Raw genomic sequence first — 18,833 nt, forward strand, 5'->3', positions numbered from 1 at the left:
TATTCTGAAGATATTCAGAATTTTGGAAACTCCAACAACGAAAACGTTGTCGCCCTAGCAACCATGGCCCAGTCAGCTGCCAATTATTTCGTAGCGCCACCAGTTGTTCTGAAAGCACCAAAAAATGTTGCCGGCGTTGAAACGGGTTGCGTTCTCAACTATACGGCTCACACCATATTTTGGGAAGAAGGCGGCAGCAATGCACCTATTGCCAACTTTGAAATCTGGAAATCTCAGCCGATTGGATCGACGTATGTTTATGGCTGGTCTGTATCAGGTGACAATTATTCGACTACCGCGTTTGTTTACGGTGCCGACGGAAATGCAAAAGTAAGGGCTTGCACATCTTCACAATGCTCCGCCCTGTCAACTTCGACTTACTTTGCCAGAATAAATCCAGCTTGCGAAGAAATGATCATACCCCCATTTCCTTAAAAAATAAGGGAGAGTAGAGCCATGGCATCCGCCATAACGGATGCCATGGATGAGAAAAGAAGAGAAATTCACTTCATTCATAAGCATGCCGGGCACTGCCCGGCTTGCTTGCAATCAAGAATCAGCGACTGACACCCAATCTCCACCAATGGCTCCCATTTTTCAAATAGAGCAACCGCCCCGGGCAGGACCTTTTTCAATACAGACCACATATGAGCATTCGAGGTATAGCCTATGGTGACCCTCAACACCTGCGGTGGGGGATCGTGCTCGCCGAGCAGATAGGTGAAATCTTTGTCCTTGGTCATGACCACTGCTCCGGCCTGTCGTGCGGCAAAAAAGATTTCACTGTCCGCAGCATCTCGATAACCCAGCCGTTGCACCGAGTAGCACTCGGTGCCGAACTCCCCGGCAATCCAAGGCGCCAGCGCCGGGGAGAGTTGAGCCTCAATCCAGATAGTCACGCAGCCAGAATCGGATGATCAACGCGGCGGGCGGCGAACTGCAGTGCGGCGGAGATGTCTTCCGGTTCCAGGTCGGGCATTTCCGCCAGTACCTGCTCAGCGCTGAGCCCGCTTGCCAGCAGATCCAGCACATCGGAGACACGGATGCGCATTCCGCGGATGCACGGACGCCCGCCACACTGCTGGGGGTTGATGGTGATACGTTCGCTCAGGGTGGACATGTCTGCAGCCTCGATAGTCTGTCTTCCAGCTGTAGCGATCTTCCCCATCCCGGGCAATGCACAAGGCCGGGGTGGGCCCCGGCCTCTCAAGCTCAAACGGGATCAGCGATTGGCGCGGTGCTCGATCAGCTCGTCGACGACGGATGGATCCGCCAGTGTCGACGTATCCCCCAGGTTCTCGAGTTCGTTGCAGGCGATCTTGCGCAGTATGCGGCGCATGATCTTGCCGGAGCGGGTTTTCGGCAGGCCCGGGGCCCACTGGATGATATCCGGTTTCGCAATCGGGCCTATCTCCTTCACGCACAGATCGATCAGCGCCTTGCGCAATTCCTCGCTCGGTTCGTGGCCGGCCTTCAGCGTCACGTAGGCATAGATGCCCTGCCCCTTGATGTCGTGCGGGTAGCCGACCACGGCCGCTTCGGCGGTGTCCTCATGCAGCACTATCGCGCTCTCGATTTCGGCGGTGCCGAGGCGGTGGCCGGACACATTCAGCACGTCGTCGATACGGCCGGTGATCCAGTAATCGCCGTCCGCATCGCGACGCGCGCCGTCGCCGGTGAAGTAGTAACCGGGGAAGCTGGAGAAGTAGGTGTCGATCATGCGCTGGTGATCGCCGTACACGCTGCGGATCATCGACGGCCAGCTGGACTTCATCACCAGCGCACCCTCGCCCTCGCCGTCGATCTCTCGACCCTTCTCGTCCAGCAGCGCCGGCTGCACGCCGAAGAATGGCTTGGTCGCAGAGCCGGGCTTCATTGGCGTAGCGCCGGGCAGCGGTGTGATCAGGTGGGCACCGGTTTCGGTCTGCCACCAGGTGTCGACGATCGGGCAGCGCTCTTCGCCGACCACCTTGTAGTACCACTCCCAGGCCTCCGGGTTGATCGGCTCGCCGACGGTCCCGAGCAGTTTCAGCGAGCTGCGATTGGTGTTGCTCACGAATTCGTCGCCGGCGCCCATCAAAGCGCGGATCGCGGTCGGCGCCGTGTAGAAGGTATTGACCTTGTGCTTGTCGACCACCTGCCAGAAACGGGACGCATCCGGGTAGGTCGGCACACCTTCAAAAATGAGGCTGACGGCGCCGGCACAGAGCGGGCCGTAGACGATATAGCTGTGGCCGGTGATCCAGCCGACATCGGCGGTACACCAGAAGACATCGCCCTCCCTGTAATCGAACACATACTTGAAGGTCATGGTCGCCATCAGCAGATAGCCGGCGGTCGTGTGCATGACACCTTTCGGCTTGCCGGTGGAGCCGGACGTATAGAGGATAAACAGCGGGTCCTCGGCGTTCACCGGCTCCGGCGCGCAGTCCGCTTCCATCTCCGCAACGGATTCGGCGTACCAGATATCGCGCTTGCTGTTCCAGTCGATATTGGCGCCGGTGCGCTTCACCACGATCGCGGTGTGCACATCCGGGCAATTGGCCAGCGCCTGGTCGACATTCGCTTTCAGCGGGACCTTCTTGCCGCCGCGCACGCCTTCGTCGGCGGTGATCACCAGGCGGCAGTCTGAGTCGAGGATGCGGTCTTTCAGCGAGTCGGGGGAGAAGCCGCCGAATACCACCGAGTGCACGGCGCCGATGCGCGCGCAGGCGAGCATCGCGTAGGCGGCCTCGGGGATCATCGGCATATAGATACAGACGCGATCGCCCTTGCGCACGCCGCGGGCCTTCAGCAGGTTGGCGAGACGGCCGACCTGTTCGTGCAGTTCGCGATAGGTGATGACTTTGCTGTCGGCCGGGTCGTCACCCTCCCAGATCAGCGCAGTCTGGTCGGCGCGCGCCGGCAGGTGGCGGTCGATACAGTTGACGGTCACATTCAGCTGGCCGTCCGCGAACCAGGCGGCGTGACCGCGCGTCAAGTCCTCGTCAACGACCCGGGTAAACGGCTTCTGCCACTGCAGGAAATCCTTGGCCTGCTGCGCCCAGAAGGCATCGGGGTCCTCCACCGACTGGCGGTACATCTTCTGGTAGTCGTCCGCGCGGATATGCGCGTCGGCGGCAAAGTCTGCGGGCACGGGGCGAGTGTGCACTTCTGACATCGTTTTCTCCCTTATTAGTATTATCTGGCCGGACTTCGGCTCTGCTAATCGCGGCGGCGGTGGGCCAGTTATAACATTGCCGGACATTTTGTGACAACGCTGTCAAATGGCACTGCCGTCCATCCTTGCCCGCCATAATAGCCCGACATCCGTCGGCATCCACCTCCAGGCGGACTAATTTGGCGTGCCATTCGAAACCGAGGATGGCAGAATGAACAAATGTGATCACATTTCCCGGAGGCAAGGTTATGTCGAAGAAATTATTGCGCATCGTCGCGGGACAGGGCGCACAGGAGAGCGGCCCGGTGGCCGAGGAGAAGCTGCTGGCGGGCAGACCACAGCAGATGACCGAGCACTTCTTCACCAATGCGAAAGAAAACTTCTTCTGCGGTGTCTGGTCGTCCGATGCGGGCAAGTGGCGGCTGAGCTACAGCGAGGACGAGTTCTGCTACATCATCGACGGCGAGGCGGTGATCACCGACGCGGACGGCCACAGCGAGAGGGTGATGGCCGGGGATGCCTTCTGTATTCCCGCGGGATTCGAGGGCAGCTGGGAGACGGTGGGCAGCGTGAAGAAGTTTTACGCCATCTACGAGGAATAATCTCCCCTGCAGGGCCGGTGGCGCCGCGAATACATGGAGCGGCCGGAGCGGCAGGCCCGTTAAGCCTGGCTGCTCAGCGCGAGCTTGATACCGAAGATCCCGAACAGGGTGCCGGCTGCACGGTTCAGCCATTTTTTCACCCGCTCGCTGGCCGACAGCCTGCTGCTCACCGACGCGGAAGTCCAGGCCAGCAGGTGGCACCAGATCATGCCGTTGAAGTTGAAGATCAGTCCCAGCAGGATAAACGCCAGCGCCTTGCTGTCGCTGTCCGCGGCGATAAATTGCGGCACGAAGGCGAGAAAAAACAGCGCGACCTTCGGGTTCAGCACATTGGTGAGAAAGCCCTGGTAGAAGATTTTTCTCAATGGCAGCGGGGCCGTTTTGGCTGGCCCGGTGGAAACACCGGCGGATTTGCTGAAGATCATCGTGAGGCCGATATACAGCAGGTAGGCACAGCCGATAATCTTGATGACCGTGAAGGCGGTGGCCGATGTCGCCAGGACAACCGACAGGCCCAGCGCAGCGGCGACGACATGCACCATGGTACCTGCGCCGATACCCAGGGCGGCAGCGGAGCCGGCCCTGAAACCCTGGCTGGCGCTGCGGCCGACGATATAGAGGGAGTCCGGTCCGGGCAGGATATTCAGCAGGATTCCCGAGGCGACAAACAGCCACAGATTCTCGATTCCGAACACGGGATTGTCTCCTTGCAGTGGAAAATAGATTCTCTGTAGGAGCGACGGGGCGGCCATTCGCCCCGCCGTTCCTACAGGGCCTTTTTCTAACCTCAGGCTTCGGCCAGCTGCACCGGGATCGTATTGCTGCTGCGCTCGACGCGGTTCTTTTCGTTCAGGTAGACCAGCTTCGGCTTGAAACTGTCGGCCTCCGCTTCCGTCATCTGCGCATAGGACGCGATGATGATGCGGTCACCAACCTGCACGCGGCGCGCGGCGGCGCCGTTCATCGAAATAATGCCGGAGCCGCGCTCGGCGAGGATCACATAGGTGTGGAAGCGCTCGCCGTTGCTGACGTTGTAGATATCGATCTTCTCAAACTCGCGCAGTCCCGCCAATTCCACCAGATCCTGGTCGATCGCGCAGGAGCCGTCGTACCAGAGCTCCGCCTGGGTCACCGCGGCCATATGCAGCTTGCACTTCAGCATCTCGATTTGCATGGTTCCCCTCCTCACAGCTCCAGGGATACGTTGTCGATCAGGCGCGCGGCGCTGGTGTACATGGCGCCGAGTATCGTGATCTCGCGGTCGTCATCGGCCGCCGGCTGCAGGTCCTTGCTGTTGCAGACCGAGAAATAGTCGACGCGGAAGCCGGCCTTCTCGATGCGCTTCTTCGCCTCGCCTTCGAGTGTGGCGAAATCGCGGCGGCCGCCCGCTATCTCATCTTTCACCCAGTTCAGCTGCTGGTTCAGCACCGCCACTTTCGGGCGCTCCTGCGGGGTGATATAGCCGTTGCGCGAACTCATCGCCAGGCCGTCGGCCTCGCGGTGCACCGGGGCCGCGACTATCTCCACCGGGATACACAGGTCCTCGACCATGCGGCGGATCACTGCCAGCTGCTGGAAATCCTTGATGCCGAAAACGGCCTTGTGCGGCTGCACTATGTTGAACAGCTTCGCCACCACGGTGGTCACACCCTCGAAGTGGCCCGGGCGGCTGGCGCCGCAGAGCACGTCGGTCATCGCCGGGCAGACCACCCGGGTCTGCTGGTCCATGCCGTTCGGGTAGATCTCGCTCTCGTCCGGGTGGAACAGGAAGTCGCAGTCCGCCTCACGGAGGCGCGCCATATCCCGCTCCATCGTGCGCGGATACTTGTCCCAGTCCTCGTTCAGGCCGAACTGCAGGCGGTTGACGAAGATCGACACGACCACCAGGTCGCAGTGCTGTTGCGCCGTTTTGACCAGCTCGATATGGGCGTCGTGCAGGTTGCCCATGGTGGGCACGAAGCCGACGGTCTTGCCGTCGCTGCGGGCCTTCGCCAGCGCTTCGCGCAGGCTGGCCACGTGGTGGAAGACTTGCATCGCGATCACTACCGCATTGAGTTAATCAGCGCGGCATCATACTCGCTGTGCCGGCGCCCCTCAATATCGCCGGAATAGCCAATTGCGGGCAACTTCGACCGAAAAACCGCAATATGGCCGCGATCTGCGGATAAGTGGCCGAAAGCAGAATCATCATTCGGTTTTCTCCCCCTCGAGTGCCGCTTCGCCAAAGGGGACAGAATTATTTCGCTCGGTTCAGGAAAGATTCAGTCCGCGCCGGGCAAACTGGCTCCCACAGTATGAGAGACCGCCCAGCGGCAAAGAGCCATCAGTGCTCAGGAGAAACGTCCATGAAACAGATAATCACCGCCATCGCCACTGCCAGCGTGCTGCTGCTCGCCGGACCGGCACTCGCCGACGGCCGCGACCACTACCGCGGCAAGCAGGATTCCGATATCAGCGGTTCGGCGTTCCGCAAAGCCTACAACAAGGAGCGCGCCCAGGCCCGCGACGACCGGCACGACCGGGGCGGCAGCCACCGTCCACCCAAAAGGCAGGACCACCACGGCAATGGCCGCGGTAACGGCCACGATAAAGGCCGCGGAAACGGGCACGACAAGGGCCGTGGAAACGGACACGACAAGGGCCGCGGCAATGGCCACGACAGGGGGCATTACGACCGGGATCACCACAAGGGACGCGACCGGGATCACCACAAGGGACGCGACCGGGATCACCACAAGGGCCGCGACCACGATTACCGCAAGTGGACCGGTCACGACCATTACAAACGTCGACACCACAAGCCGCGCCGCCCCTACTACCGTCCCGGCTACCACGCGCACAAACCGCGCTGGCGCCCGGCCCATTACCACTACGGCTACCGCTGGCGACATCTGCCGCGCAGCTTCGTGAGCATCAGCGTCGGCACTCTGGGCTTCTTCTACAGCGACGGCATCTTTTACCGCCCCGCCGCCCAGGGCTATGTGGTAGCGGCCCCGCCGGTCGGCGCCATAGTGCACAGCCTCCCCGGCACCGCGGTAACCGTGGTATTGGGCGGACTCGACTACTACGTGGCCTATGACACCTACTATCTGTGGGACGGCCCCAGAGGCGGCTATCGCGTCGTCGCCAACCCCGGATTCTTCTGATCGGTCGCCCATGCAATTTACCACCCCAACTTCTGCGGCCTCCGGGCCGCTTTTTTGTGCCCGGGCTATTCGCGCCGTCAACCGAGCCCCGCGCAAGAACCGAATAAAGCTTCGGAAAAACAGAAGCTGCGAGACGCAAAAAGAGAGGCGACAAACCGAATAAAAATTTAATTTTTCCTGTTAAAAAATGGTGTTTTTGTTATCTATAGTTATTGCTTTCCGCCCCCTCTGGGCCCAAGATTCGCGCCCCGCCACTTACACCGAACACAGGTAACTGAACAGGCGCCATGAAACTGCAACAAGTAAAAGACTGGACTTGCGAAGACTCGGCAGAGCTCTACGGAATCCGCAACTGGGGCGCCGGTTATTTCGATCTGAATGAAGCCGGCGAGGTCACCGTTCGCGTGGAGAATACCGCCGGGGAAACGCACAGCGTGTCCCTGATGGATATCGCCCGCGGCGCGACGGAGCGCGGCCTCGGTCTGCCGCTGCTGCTGCGTATCGAGAACCTGCTCGACGCGCAGATCGCCCGCATCAACGAATCCTTCGCCCGCGCGATCGACGACTGCGGCTACGGCAACGTCTTCCGCGGCGTCTTCCCGATCAAGGTGAACCAGCAGTGCCAGGTGATCGAGGAGATCGCCAAGGCCGGTCGCCAGTTCAACCACGGCCTGGAGGCCGGCAGCAAGGCGGAGCTGATCGCGGCGCTGTCGATTCTCGACAACACCGAGTCGCTGATCGTCTGCAACGGCTACAAGGACGAGGAATTCATCAACCTGGGCCTGCAGGCGCAGCGCCTCGGTATGCAGGTATTTTTCGTCGTCGAGACGCCATCGGAAGTCGATACCATCATCCGCTGCGCAGAGCGCGAACAGGTGCGCCCCAATATCGGTGTCCGGGTTAAGCTCGCGTCCAAGGTCGGCGGCTACTGGAACGCCACCAGCGGCGACCGCAGCATCTTCGGCCTCGGCAGTAACGACCTGATCGCGATGGTCGACAAGCTGCGCGAGCACAAGATGCTCGACTGCCTGAAGCTGCTGCACTACCACCTGGGCTCGCAGGTACCGAATATCCGCGATATCCGCACCGGTGTGCTGGAGGCCTGCCGCTACTATGCCGACCTGGTCGAGGAAGGCGCGGCCATGGGCTACCTGGATCTGGGCGGCGGCCTGGCGGTGGATTATGACGGTTCCAAGACCAACTATACCCACTCCAAGAACTACTCCCTGGACGAGTACTGCGTGGACGTGGTCGAGGCGATCATGGGCACGCTGGACAGCGAGGGCGTCGCCCACCCGGTGATCATCACCGAGTCCGGCCGCGCCACCGTGGCCTACTCGTCGGTGCTGCTGTTCGACATTCTCGACACCACCCGCTTCGAGCCGGTGGAGCTGAAGGAGACCAAGATTGCCGAAGACGACCACCAGATGCTGTTGAACCTGCAGGATGCGGTGAACAGCGTCAGCGCGAAAAACCTGCAGGAGAGCTACAACGACGCGCTCTACTACCGCGACGAAGTGCGTTCGCTGTACCTGCACGGCCAGGTCAGCCTGCGCGAGCGCGCCAACGCGGAAAACCTGTTCCTGCAGGGCGCCCAGCAGATCCGCAAACTGCTCAACGAGGCGGAAGAGATCCCGGTGGACCTGCACGCACTGCCGGAGGTGCTGTCGGATATCTATTACGCGAACATGAGTGTGTTCCAGTCGCTGCCGGATATCTGGGCGATCGACCAGGTGTTCCCGCTGGTGCCGATTCACCGGCTGCGCGAGGCGCCGACGCGTTCGGCCATCATCGCCGACATCACCTGCGACTCTGACGGCAAGATCGACCGCTTTATCGGCCGCCAGGATGAGCAGAAGACGCTGCTGCTGCACGACCTGAAGGGCAACGAGGACTATATCCTCGGCACCTTCCTGGTCGGCGCCTACCAGGAGACCCTCGGAGACCTGCACAACCTGTTCGGCGACACCAACGTCGTCAGCGTGCGTATTCACGAAGACGGCAGCTTCGATTACAGTCGCGAAATTCACGGCGACAGCATTTCCGATGTGCTGAGCTATGTGGAGTACCGGCCGCAGGAGCTGTTCGAGCGCTTTCGCAAGCTGGCCGAGCGCGCGGTAAAAGACGGCCGGATTACCGCGCAGCAGCGCAAACAGATTCTGCACACTTATACCGCCAGCATGAGCGGTTATACCTATTTTGAGAAATAGCCGCGGGCGCTTTCGAGAAATAGCCGCGGGCGCTCTTGAGAAATAGCCGCAGGCGCTTTCGAGAAACAAGGGCGCAGGAATCACAGGCTTGTGCCGTAGGAGCGGCCCATGGCCGCGATCGGAGTCCGGTGAGCCCGCGCAGCCCAATCGCGGCCACCGGCGGAAGGCCGCCCCGCCGCTCCTACAGAACATGAATTCGAGACTTCGACACAGATTCGCAAAGATAAGGAGATTTTCATGGCCAACGTACTGATCATCGGCGCCGGCGGCGTCGGCCAGGTGGTTGCGCACAAGTGCGCGCAGGTGCCGGAGGTGTTCGAGAATATTACCCTCGCCAGCCGCACCAAGAGCAAGTGCGACAAGATCGCGGAAAAGCTGCCGCGCAAGATCGATACCGCGGAAGTGGATGCGGACGATGTGCCGCAGCTGGTGAAGCTGATCGAAAAAGTAAAGCCGGACATGGTGATCAATGTCGCCCTGCCCTACCAGGACCTGCACATCATGGACGCCTGCCTGGAAACCGGCGTGCACTACCTGGACACCGCCAATTACGAGCCGCCGGAAGAGGCCAAGTTCGAGTACAAATGGCAGTGGGCCTACCAGGACAAATTCGAAAAGGCGGGCCTGATGGCATTGCTCGGCAGCGGTTTCGATCCCGGGGTGACCAGCGTGTTTACCGCCTACGCGAAGAAACACCATTTCGACCGCATCCGCACCCTGGACATCCTCGACTGCAACGCCGGCGATCACGGCCTGCCGTTCGCGACCAACTTCAACCCGGAAATCAATATCCGCGAGATCACCGCCAACGGTCGCTACTGGGAAAGTGGCGAGTGGGTCACCACCAAGCCGCTGGAAGAAAAGCGCGTGTTCGATTTCCCCGCCGGCATCGGCGAGAAGGACATCTACCTGCTCTACCACGAGGAGCTGGAGTCCCTGTCCAAGCATTACCCGGAGATGGAGCGCGCGCGTTTCTGGATGACCTTCGGTGCCAGCTATCTCAAGCACCTGGAGGTGCTGCAGAACGTCGGCATGACCAGCATCGAGCCGATCGAATTCCAGGGTCAGCAGATAGTACCCATCCAGTTCCTGAAGGCACTGCTGCCGGATCCGGCCAGCCTGGGTCCGCTGACCAAGGGCAAGACCTGCATCGGCAATATCGTGCGCGGCACCCCCAAGGGTGGCAAAGGGGATGGCGAGGAGAAGATCTACTACGTCTACAACATCTGCGATCACCAGGAGTGCTACAAGGAAGTGGGGTCCCAGGCGATCTCCTACACCACCGGCGTGCCGGCGATGATCGGCGCCAAGATGATGCTCGAGGGCAAGTGGATGAAGCCGGGTGTGTGGAACCTGGAGCAGCTGGATCCGGATCCCTTTATGGATGACCTGAACCAGTACGGCCTGCCATGGCAGGAGACCTGGCTGGACAAGCCGTTCCAGTAATCGCCGGGGATTTTTCCGGACACCAATCTATGCCGGTGTGACGACAGACTTGGAACAATCGTCATCCCGGCGCAGGCCGGGATCCAGATACCCCGGAACCACAATTACACGACATTCGATTGCCAACTATGGATCTGACTCCCCGCATTGACTACTTCGGCAACTTCGACCCCAGCCGCGTGCCCTCGCCCTGCTTCGTCGTCGACGAGCGGGCGCTGCGCGACAACCTGGAAGTGCTGGCCGACGTGCAGAGGCGCAGCGGCGCCAAGGTGCTGGCGGCGCTGAAGGCTTTCTCGATGTGGAGTACCGGCCCTATCGTCGCCGAGTATCTGTCCGGCACCTGTGCCAGCGGGCTGTATGAGGCAAAACTGGGATTCGAGGAATACGGCGGCAAGGATCTCAACAGGGAAGTGCATGTATTCAGCGCCGGCTACAAGGAAGACGAACTCAAGGAAATACTGCAGTTCGCCCACCATCTGATCTTCAATTCCTTCTCCCAGTGGAAGCGCTATAAGCAGCTGTGCCTCGAGGCGCAGCAAAAGCGCCCAGAGCTGCGCTTTGGCCTGCGCATCAACCCGGAGCACTCCGAGGGGCACACGGCACTCTACGACCCCTGCGCGCCCTGTTCGCGCCTGGGAATCGTGCGCTCGCTGTTCGATGGCGAGGACCTGGACGGCATCAGTGGCCTGCACTTCCACACGCTGTGCGAGCAGGATTTCAAACCGCTGGAACGCACCATCGCCGCGGTGGAGGAGAAGTTCGGCGACCTGCTCCCGCAGATGGAGTGGATCAACTTCGGCGGCGGCCACCATATCACACGCCGCGATTACCAGATCGACGAACTGGTCGACGCGGTGCGCGCCTTCGCCGACAGGCATCGGGTGCAGGTCTATCTGGAACCCGGCGAGGCCATCTCGCTGTTCGCCGGCGTACTGGTCGCGGAGGTGGTGGATATCGCCTGGAACGGCCAGAACCAGGCCATCCTCGATGCATCCGCCACCTGCCATATGCCGGACGTGCTGGAGATGCCCTACCGCCCGGAGATCACCGGCGCCGCCCGCCCCGGCGAACTGCCCCACGACTACCGCCTCGGCGGCCAGAGCTGCCTGGCCGGCGACAGTATCGGCGAATACAGTTTCAATGACCCGCTCAAGGTCGGCGACCGCCTGGTGTTCGAGGAAATGGCCTACTACACCATGGTCAAGACCAACACCTTCAACGGCATTCCGCTACCGGCGATAGCGCTGTGGAACTCCGGGACCGATGAGCTGAAGATCATCAAGGAATTCGGCTACGAGGACTTCAAGGACCGGCTTTCCGGTCGCGACTGGAAAGACCTCGGGCGCGGCTCCGGCAACGAAGACGGCGGCTGTGCCTAACCTCTTGATGACTTTTGGATTGCGGTAGGAGCGGCCCATGGCCGCGATCGGGCTCGCAGGTATCGCCGCCATGGGCGGACGGCCGCCCCGCCGCTCCTACAACAAAGGACGAGAACCATGCTTTCAGAAAACGACTTCCCCATTTTCCTGGGTTCCGAAATCGAGCAGCCGAAACCGGAGGATGCCTTTTTCCACGTAGTGCCTATCCCCTACGAGGAGACCGTCTCCTACGGCGGCGGCACCTCGAAGGGACCGGCGTCGATTCTCGAGGCCTCCTGGCAGCTGGAAACCTTCGACAATTTCTCCTACCCGAGCGAACTGGGCATCTACACGCGCTCGCCGGTGAACGTCTCCGGTTCCGCCGAGCAGGTGATGGACAATATCGCCGCGGCGACCCGCGACGTGCTCGAGCAGGGCAAGATGCCGGTCGGCATCGGCGGCGAGCACTCGGTGACCTGGGGTGTGATCAAAGGCTACCTCGACGCCGGTATCACCGACTTCGGCGTCGTGCAGATCGACGCCCACGCGGATCTGCGCGACCGCTACGAGGGCCACAAGCACAGCCACGCGAGCGTGATGCGGCTGGTGGTCGAAGCCGGCATTCCGCTGTTCCAGCTGGGCATCCGCGCCTACTGTGAGGAGGAGGTGCAGGCGCGCGAGCGCTACGGCGTCCACTACCTGGACGCGCACCAGCTGGTGCCGACCAACGTGCAGGAGATACAGCTGCCGGCAGACTTCCCGCAGAAGGTGTTCTTCACGCTGGATGTGGACGGCATCGACCCGTCGGTCTTCCCGTCCACCGGCACGCCGGTGCCCGGTGGCCTGGGCTGGTACCAGACGCTGAATCTGTTCGAATCGGTGGCGAAACAGCGGGAGATCATCGGCTTCGACCTGCTGGAGTTTGCCCCCATCGAGGGCTTCCACGCCTACGACTTCGCCGCCGCGCAACTGCTCTACAAGCTGATGGGGATAGTGCAACGCACGAGAAAGGTTTAGTGCAGCGCACCAGGAAGGTTTAGTGCAGTGCACCAGGGAGGGCTGAGGCGGCGCAGCAGAAAGGCGTAGCGCCAGGCACCGGCAGCGATTAGCACAGCGCAATCGCCACTGACTGCCCCGTCGTTTGACACTTCTTTACGGCCAGGCGTGGCCAAAGCTTGTGCGAAAGGGTTAAAATTTAACCTATGCAAGTAATCACTTCGCTGGAGAAGTTGTGAAGACGCTAAAAGCGATTCTCGGTGCCGCCGGCCTGCTGGCCCTGGCGGCATTCGCCTTCAGTCCACCCGCCGACGCCGCACCGCGTGGCTACGAGCGCGGCGGACACGGCTATCACGGCCCGTACAAGCCCTACCGGTACGGGCATCGGCACCACTATCACGGGCCCCGATACTACGGCGGCCCGCGTTTCTCGATCGGCTTTGTCGCGCCAATTCTGCCCGCCGGTTATGTGAGCCTGGCCGTGGGCAACCGCCCCTACTATTACCACGGCGGCTACTTCTACCGCCCGGCGCCGTCCGGCTATGTCGTGGTCTCGGCGCCGCTGGGCGCGTCGGTGGTGTCGCTGCCCGCCAGCGCCGTGCAGGTGCAGATCGGCGGCTTTACCTACTACCAGTACGCCGACGCCTATTACCAGTGGCAGCCGGCCAGCCGCGCCTATGTCGTAGTGCCGCCGCCGGCCGGTGTGCCCATTGCGGCAGCGCCGGCACCCGCCGCACCTGCGCCCGGAGCGACCGGCTACGCGCCGGGTGAAGTGGTCGAGGCCCTGCCGTCGGGCTATTCGGCCGAGGTGATCAACGGGGTCCAATACTACCGCTACGGCAGCGACTACTTTATGCCGACCCAGCGGGATGGACAGGAAGTCTACGTGGTAGTCCGTATCTGAGCGTTGCCTGCGGGAGCCCGCCCTGCAGGCGACAAGCGTTTCGGCGGCCCCGACTGCCTGCCTATCGCCTGCAGGGCAGGCTCCCAGCGCAGCTTTCCCACAGGGCTCTCTGGTTAACCCGGCTCCAGAGCTACGACCTCACTGGCCAGCCCGTGAAAGCGGGCGAACTGCCCCAGGGCCCGGTTGAAGCTCGCGGTGAGCGCTGCACCGGGCGCGTCACGCCAGTGCAGCGCCTCGATGCGCAACACCCCGCCTTCCCGATCCGCCTTCAGGTCTGCGACACCGACAAAGCGCTCGCCGTACAGAATCGGCAGACAGAAATAGCCATAGCGGCGCTTGTGCGCCGGCAGGTAGCACTCCAGCTGGTAATCGAAATCAAACAGCCGCTGCAGCCGCTTGCGCTGCAGCACCAGCGGATCGAACGGCGACAGCAGGCGCACTCTTCTGGGCGCGCGTCCCGGCGCGCACGCGGCATCCTCCGCCAGCAGCAGCTCCTTCCCCTGCGGGACGACTTCGCCACTCTGCAGCATCTTTTCGACCGCCCCGGCAATCAGCGGCCGGTCGTGGCGGCGCAGGTAGGCGATCTCCTCCACCCGTCCGATACCCTGGCAGCGCAGGAAAGTGCGCACCAGGTGGCGGCCGTAGTCAAGATCGCTGGCGGTATCGGTCCGGATATGGGACGGCAGCAGCCGTTCCGGCAGGTCGAAGACCTTCTGGAAGCCGTCGCGGCGGCTGACCATCAGCTCGCCCTCGTGAAACAGCTGCTCCAGCGCCTTCTTCTCGTCGGACCACGCCCACCAGCCACCCTTGGCCGTGACGAAATCGCTGGCCTTCAGGGCTCCCTCGGCGCGCACCCGGTCGAGGACATAGCGACACAGCCTGGCATTCTTCTCAAACCAGTGGCGCTGCCCCTCGCGGATGCGGTCCATGCGCACGCGGGCGTAGCGGTAGTGCTCCATCGGCAGATAGGCGGCGGCGTGGGACCAGTATTCGAAGATCTCGCGGCGCTGTTCCGCCCGGGCGAGCTGCGGCTCCCGGTAGCGCGGCAGGCGGTTGTAGAGCTGGTGGTGGTGGGCGCGGGTGATGCGCTGGATGGCGTCCAGCTGCAGTGCGCCCAGGTGGCTGATCAGCGATGGCAGGTCGCCGGCCCAGGGGCTGTGGATATGCTGGCGCGCAATGACGAGCGCGCGGATGGATTGATTCGACAGCAATGCAGCCTCCAGTAGGGGTTAATCCCCCTGGTAATACTCCGGGGCCAGGTTGTCGAAGCGGGTGTACTTGCCCACGAAGGCGGCGCGGCAGGTGCCGATCTCGCCGTTACGCTGCTTGCCGATGATCAATTCGGCCATGCCCTTGTCGGGGCTGTCCTCGTTGTAGTACTCGTCGCGGTAGATAAACAGGATCACGTCCGCATCCTGCTCGATCGCGCCGGATTCACGCAGGTCCGAGTTCATCGGCCGCTTGTTCGGGCGCTGCTCGACGCCGCGGTTCAGCTGCGACAGGGCGATCACCGGACATTCATATTCCTTCGCCAGCGCCTTCAGCGAGCGCGAGATCTCGGAGATCTCCTGGGTGCGGCCCTCGGTACTGCCCTTCACCTGCATCAGCTGCAGGTAGTCGACCATGATCATCGCCGGCAGGCTCCTGGCCTCCGCGTCCTCGCGGCTCAGCCTTGGATTGTCCCGCATCAGCCGGTTGGTGTGGTCGCGCACGGTGCGTTTGACCCGCGCACGCACCTCGCTCGGGGACAGCGCCGGAGTATCGTCGATATACAGGGCCTTGCCCTTCATCTTCTGCACCGCGCTGGACAGCTTGGGCCAGTCCTCTTCCTGCAGCTTGCCGTTCCTGATGCGGCCCTGGTCGATGCGGCCGATGGACGACAGCATCCGCATCACCAGGCTGTCCGACGGCATCTCCATACTGAAGATCAGCGTCGGGCGCTCCTGGCTCAGCATGGCGGCCTCGATAAAGTTCAGTGCCAGTGCGGTCTTGCCCATGGACGGGCGCGCGGCGAGGATGATCAATTCGCCCGGCTGCCAGCCGGACGTGCGCTGGTCCAGCTCGGTGAGGCCGGTGCTCAGGCCGGTGATATCGCCCTCGCTCTTGAACAGCTCGTCGATGCGCTCGACGGTCTTCTTCAGCAGCGCATCGACACCGACGAAACCGCCCTCTTTCGCGCGACCCTCGGCGATCTCGGCCACGCGACGCTCGGCCATCTGCAGCAGGTCGGCGGAGGCGAGGCCACCGGGATTGAAGCTGGTGCGGCTGATCTCGCCGGCGGCGGCGATCAGCTGGCGCAGCATGGAGCGCTCGCGCACGATCTTGGCGTAGGCGACGATGTTGGCCGCAGACGGGGTATTCTCGGCCAGTTCGGCCAGGTAGGCGGGGCCGCCCACTTCCGCCAGCAGGTCGCGGCTGGCCAGGGCGTCATGCAGCGTGATGATGTCCAGCGGCTGCTGAGCGTCGCTCAGCTCCACCATCACCGCGAAGATCTTGCGGTGGCTGGCGACGAAGAAGTCCTCTTCGCTCAGCTGCTCGGCGACGCTGTCGATGCGACCCGGGTCCAGCATCAGGCCGCCCAGCACCGACTGCTCCGCCTCTACCGAGTGCGGCAGTGGCGAGGTCTGTTCGGTCTGCAGTTCTTCTTCGCGGACGGCGTATTCGTCGTTCATAGATATCTATTGGGCAGAAACAAATCGGGCGCTGGATTCCCGTTTCCAAGAGAAGGGGAATCCAGCGCCCGATTGTAGCGCGACTTGCGTCCCTGTAGGAGCGGCCGTTGGCCGCGATCGAATTTCATTCCGCTAGTGCAGATCGATCGCGGCCATGGGCGGACGGCCGCCCGCCGCTCCTACAGGGAAGGGAGAGTGCAGCGAAGCGCTTATTCGGCTTCGATGACTACCTTCACGATGGCGATCACGTCGGAGTGCAGCTGTACGTCTACTTCGTACTCGCCCACTTCGCGCAGTGCGCCCTGCGGCAGCTTCACTTCGGCCTTGGCCACTTCGACGCCGCCGGCGGTGATCGCATCGGCGATGTCGCGGGTGCCGATGGAGCCGAACAGCTTGCCTTCGTCGCCGGCGTTGGCGGCAATGGTCACCACCAGGTCAGCCAGCTTGGTAGCGCGGCTCTCGGCTTCGGCCACTTTGGCAGCTGAGGCAGCTTCCAGCTCGGCGCGCTTGGCTTCGAACTCGGCGATGTTGGCTTCGGTAGCCGGAATCGCTTTGCCAGTCGGCAGCAGGAAGTTGCGGCCAAAACCGGCTTTGACGTCAACGCGGTCGCCCACGTTGCCCAGTTTGCCTACTTTATCGAGCAGAATAACTTCCATCTCGGTTTCCTCAATTTCAGTTTTGTACGGGTCGCGCCTATTTATTTCCGGAGCGCCCGCGAATATCTATCCAGCTATCTACCAGTGCCAGTCCGCACAGGAACCCGGCCAGCGGCAGTGCCGCGATCACCAGCATGACATACAGCGCCACCAGCGGTCCCCGCCCCCATCCGCGGCTGGCCACCAGCCAGTGAATCAGGGCAATGCCGGCGACCACCATCGGGAAGGCGATCACCGCGCCCCAGAACACATAGTCCTGGGTCACCAGGCTGTAGACCCACACCAGCATGCACACCGCCGCCAGCGGCAGCGGCATGCGCAGCTGGTGAAACTCCTGGCGGAAACCGCCGGGGTTGTACAGCAGCGCCTGCCAGTATCGCCCCAGCACCAGTGCCAGGGTCGCGGTGATGGCCGAGATCCAGCTCAGGTATCCGGTCGCGAGCGGCTCGCTGCCGAATATCTGCTTGAGCTGCTCCGCCTTGCCACCGCCGGACTCCTCCGCCGCCTGCAACAGGCTCTGCAACAGGCCGCCACTGAACTGGGCGGTGAGCAGGATGCCCGCAGCGGCAACAGCGGTCACGGCTACCAGGGCGGTACCCCAGGAGCGCGTACTGCGCAGTGCCAGCGCGCCGCAGAAGACTGCGGCAAAATGACTGGCCGCGAGGCCGGTCATCAGCGGTGACATATAGCCGCTCATGCCCGCGGCGATCACCGGCAGCAGGGCCCAGGCCAGAACCATCAGGCCGTCGCTGCTGCCGCGGCGCAGACTCACCAGAGCCAGCGCCGCCGGGCTGATCAGCGGTATGCCCACCATAGTGATGAGCACCGCCCGCACGCGCCCGCGCATTATGAATTCGGCCAGGGCGCGCACGTCTAGATAGCTTCTCTTGTAAAGCGTCTAAGCACAGAAACCTAAGTTCCGGGCTTAGGCTTCGTGGCTGTCCGTGTACGGCAGCAGGGCCAGGTAGCGGGCGCGCTTGACCGCAGTGGCCAGCTGACGCTGATACTTGGCTTTGGTACCGGTGATACGGCTCGGAACGATTTTGCCGGTTTCGGAGATGTAGGCCTTCAGGGTATCGAGATCTTTGTAGTCGATACGCTTGACGCCTTCAGCGGTGAAACGGCAGAACTTGCGACGACGGAAAAAACGTGCCATCTGATAATCCCCTTAATCTTCGCTTTCGGCGTTATCGGAAGAATCTTCATCTTCCTCGGAATCGTCAGCGGAGTCGTGCTCGGCACGCTCGCGACGCTCAGAGCGCTCGGCGCGCGCAGCTTTGCGCTCGCGGCTCTCTTTTTCCGCCTTCATAATCGGGCTTTCTTCGCTGATGGCTTCGTCTTCGCGAATCACCAGGTTGCGCAGCACGGCGTCGTTGTAGCGGAAGTTGGTGGTCAGCTCTTCCAGAGCCTCTTCGCTGCACTCGACGTTCATCAGGATGTAGTGGGCTTTGTGGATCTTGTTGATCGGGTAAGCCAGGCGACGACGGCCCCAGTCTTCCAGACGGTGAACCTGACCACCGCTGTCTTTGATGGTAGACGTGTAACGCTCCACCATGCCGGGCACCTGCTCGCTCTGATCCGGGTGGACCAGGAATACAATTTCGTAATGACGCATTTTCGCTCCTTACGGGTTAAACAGCCTCCCGGGCAATCCGGTAAGGCAAGGAGTACAACGGTCCCCAG

Annotated in this window: 20 protein-coding genes; 8 read left to right on the forward strand and 12 right to left on the reverse strand. The window is 62.1% G+C overall.

The genetic code is table 11. The features are described 5' to 3' along the window. Positions 1 to 63: 63 nt before the first annotated feature. Positions 64 to 435: a hypothetical protein gene (locus RRF64_RS10355; RefSeq protein WP_323845812.1), complete on the forward strand. Its 372-nt coding sequence runs from the start codon at positions 64 to 66 to the stop codon at positions 433 to 435. A 77-nt stretch (positions 436 to 512) separates the two neighbouring features. Here RRF64_RS10355 and RRF64_RS10360 read toward each other — a convergent pair whose 3' ends face one another. The 3 genes from RRF64_RS10360 to acs form a co-directional block, all read right to left on the reverse strand. Then, positions 513 to 899: a DUF5615 family PIN-like protein gene (locus tag RRF64_RS10360; protein WP_323845813.1), complete on the reverse strand. Its 387-nt coding sequence runs from the start codon at positions 897 to 899 to the stop codon at positions 513 to 515. After that, on the reverse strand, positions 896 to 1,120 hold the full coding sequence (locus RRF64_RS10365) for a DUF433 domain-containing protein (RefSeq protein WP_323845814.1): 225 nt from the start codon (positions 1,118 to 1,120) through the stop codon (positions 896 to 898). The genes RRF64_RS10360 and RRF64_RS10365 overlap by 4 nt, the downstream gene beginning before the upstream one ends. Positions 1,121 to 1,222: 102 nt before the next feature. Beyond that, positions 1,223 to 3,160 (reverse strand): acetate--CoA ligase, encoded by a 1,938-nt coding sequence (gene acs, locus RRF64_RS10370; RefSeq protein ID WP_323845815.1) that lies wholly within the window; start codon positions 3,158 to 3,160, stop codon positions 1,223 to 1,225. 248 nt (positions 3,161 to 3,408) lie between these two features. On the opposite strand from acs, the gene RRF64_RS10375 reads away from it, so the two are divergent. Continuing rightward, a complete protein-coding gene (locus tag RRF64_RS10375; RefSeq protein WP_323845816.1) occupies positions 3,409 to 3,762 on the forward strand; it encodes a cupin domain-containing protein in 354 nt (117 codons plus the stop codon). Between the two features lie 59 nt (positions 3,763 to 3,821). Here the strand turns inward: RRF64_RS10375 and RRF64_RS10380 are convergent, their stop codons facing one another. The 3 genes from RRF64_RS10380 to panC form a co-directional block, all read right to left on the reverse strand. Then, positions 3,822 to 4,457 carry a LysE family translocator gene (locus RRF64_RS10380; protein ID WP_323845817.1) on the reverse strand — a complete coding sequence of 212 codons (636 nt, stop codon included), beginning with the start codon at positions 4,455 to 4,457 and terminating at the stop codon, positions 3,822 to 3,824. Between the two features lie 92 nt (positions 4,458 to 4,549). Next, positions 4,550 to 4,936: an aspartate 1-decarboxylase gene (gene panD / locus RRF64_RS10385; protein ID WP_323845818.1), complete on the reverse strand. Its 387-nt coding sequence runs from the start codon at positions 4,934 to 4,936 to the stop codon at positions 4,550 to 4,552. Positions 4,937 to 4,947: 11 nt separating this feature from the next. Further along, positions 4,948 to 5,796: a pantoate--beta-alanine ligase gene (gene panC, locus RRF64_RS10390; protein WP_323845819.1), complete on the reverse strand. Its 849-nt coding sequence runs from the start codon at positions 5,794 to 5,796 to the stop codon at positions 4,948 to 4,950. A gap of 311 nt (positions 5,797 to 6,107) precedes the next feature. Here panC and RRF64_RS10395 point away from each other — a divergent pair, with 311 nt between their 5' ends. The 6 genes from RRF64_RS10395 (at position 6,108) to RRF64_RS10420 (ending at position 13,822) form a co-directional block, all read left to right on the forward strand. Next, the gene (locus tag RRF64_RS10395) at positions 6,108 to 6,908 is read left to right on the forward strand and encodes a DUF6515 family protein (protein WP_323845820.1); all 801 of its coding nucleotides are present in this window, start codon (positions 6,108 to 6,110) and stop codon (positions 6,906 to 6,908) included. 287 nt (positions 6,909 to 7,195) lie between these two features. After that, positions 7,196 to 9,118, forward strand: coding sequence for a biosynthetic arginine decarboxylase (speA, locus tag RRF64_RS10400; RefSeq protein WP_323845821.1), 1,923 nt, complete (start codon positions 7,196 to 7,198; stop codon positions 9,116 to 9,118). A gap of 237 nt (positions 9,119 to 9,355) precedes the next feature. After that, entirely contained in the window at positions 9,356 to 10,564 is a 1,209-nt protein-coding gene (locus RRF64_RS10405) for a saccharopine dehydrogenase family protein (protein WP_323845822.1), read from the forward strand. Positions 10,565 to 10,692: 128 nt separating this feature from the next. Continuing rightward, positions 10,693 to 11,943: a carboxynorspermidine decarboxylase gene (gene nspC / locus RRF64_RS10410; protein ID WP_323845823.1), complete on the forward strand. Its 1,251-nt coding sequence runs from the start codon at positions 10,693 to 10,695 to the stop codon at positions 11,941 to 11,943. Between the two features lie 117 nt (positions 11,944 to 12,060). Beyond that, on the forward strand, positions 12,061 to 12,939 hold the full coding sequence (gene speB, locus RRF64_RS10415) for an agmatinase (RefSeq protein WP_323845824.1): 879 nt from the start codon (positions 12,061 to 12,063) through the stop codon (positions 12,937 to 12,939). Positions 12,940 to 13,153: 214 nt separating this feature from the next. After that, entirely contained in the window at positions 13,154 to 13,822 is a 669-nt protein-coding gene (locus RRF64_RS10420; RefSeq protein ID WP_323845825.1) for a DUF6515 family protein, read from the forward strand. Positions 13,823 to 13,935: 113 nt separating this feature from the next. Here RRF64_RS10420 and RRF64_RS10425 read toward each other — a convergent pair whose 3' ends face one another. The 6 genes from RRF64_RS10425 to rpsF all read right to left on the reverse strand — a co-directional run bounded on the left by RRF64_RS10425 (position 13,936) and on the right by rpsF (position 18,765). Then, the gene (locus tag RRF64_RS10425) at positions 13,936 to 15,033 is read right to left on the reverse strand and encodes a winged helix-turn-helix domain-containing protein (RefSeq protein ID WP_323845826.1); all 1,098 of its coding nucleotides are present in this window, start codon (positions 15,031 to 15,033) and stop codon (positions 13,936 to 13,938) included. 18 nt (positions 15,034 to 15,051) lie between these two features. Next, entirely contained in the window at positions 15,052 to 16,494 is a 1,443-nt protein-coding gene (gene dnaB, locus RRF64_RS10430) for a replicative DNA helicase (RefSeq protein ID WP_323845827.1), read from the reverse strand. 209 nt (positions 16,495 to 16,703) lie between these two features. After that, positions 16,704 to 17,150 (reverse strand): 50S ribosomal protein L9, encoded by a 447-nt coding sequence (gene rplI / locus RRF64_RS10435; RefSeq protein WP_323845828.1) that lies wholly within the window; start codon positions 17,148 to 17,150, stop codon positions 16,704 to 16,706. A gap of 37 nt (positions 17,151 to 17,187) precedes the next feature. Continuing rightward, positions 17,188 to 18,021, reverse strand: a complete 834-nt coding sequence (locus RRF64_RS10440; RefSeq protein WP_323845829.1) for a hypothetical protein — start codon at positions 18,019 to 18,021, stop codon at positions 17,188 to 17,190. 54 nt (positions 18,022 to 18,075) lie between these two features. Then, positions 18,076 to 18,306 (reverse strand): 30S ribosomal protein S18, encoded by a 231-nt coding sequence (gene rpsR / locus RRF64_RS10445; protein WP_020411626.1) that lies wholly within the window; start codon positions 18,304 to 18,306, stop codon positions 18,076 to 18,078. A 12-nt stretch (positions 18,307 to 18,318) separates the two neighbouring features. Beyond that, a complete protein-coding gene (rpsF, locus tag RRF64_RS10450; protein ID WP_323845830.1) occupies positions 18,319 to 18,765 on the reverse strand; it encodes a 30S ribosomal protein S6 in 447 nt (148 codons plus the stop codon). Between the last annotated feature and the right edge of the window lie 68 nt (positions 18,766 to 18,833).

It is taken from the genome of Microbulbifer magnicolonia (genome assembly GCF_035117725.1).
GTDB lineage: Bacteria > Pseudomonadota > Gammaproteobacteria > Pseudomonadales > Cellvibrionaceae > Microbulbifer > Microbulbifer magnicolonia.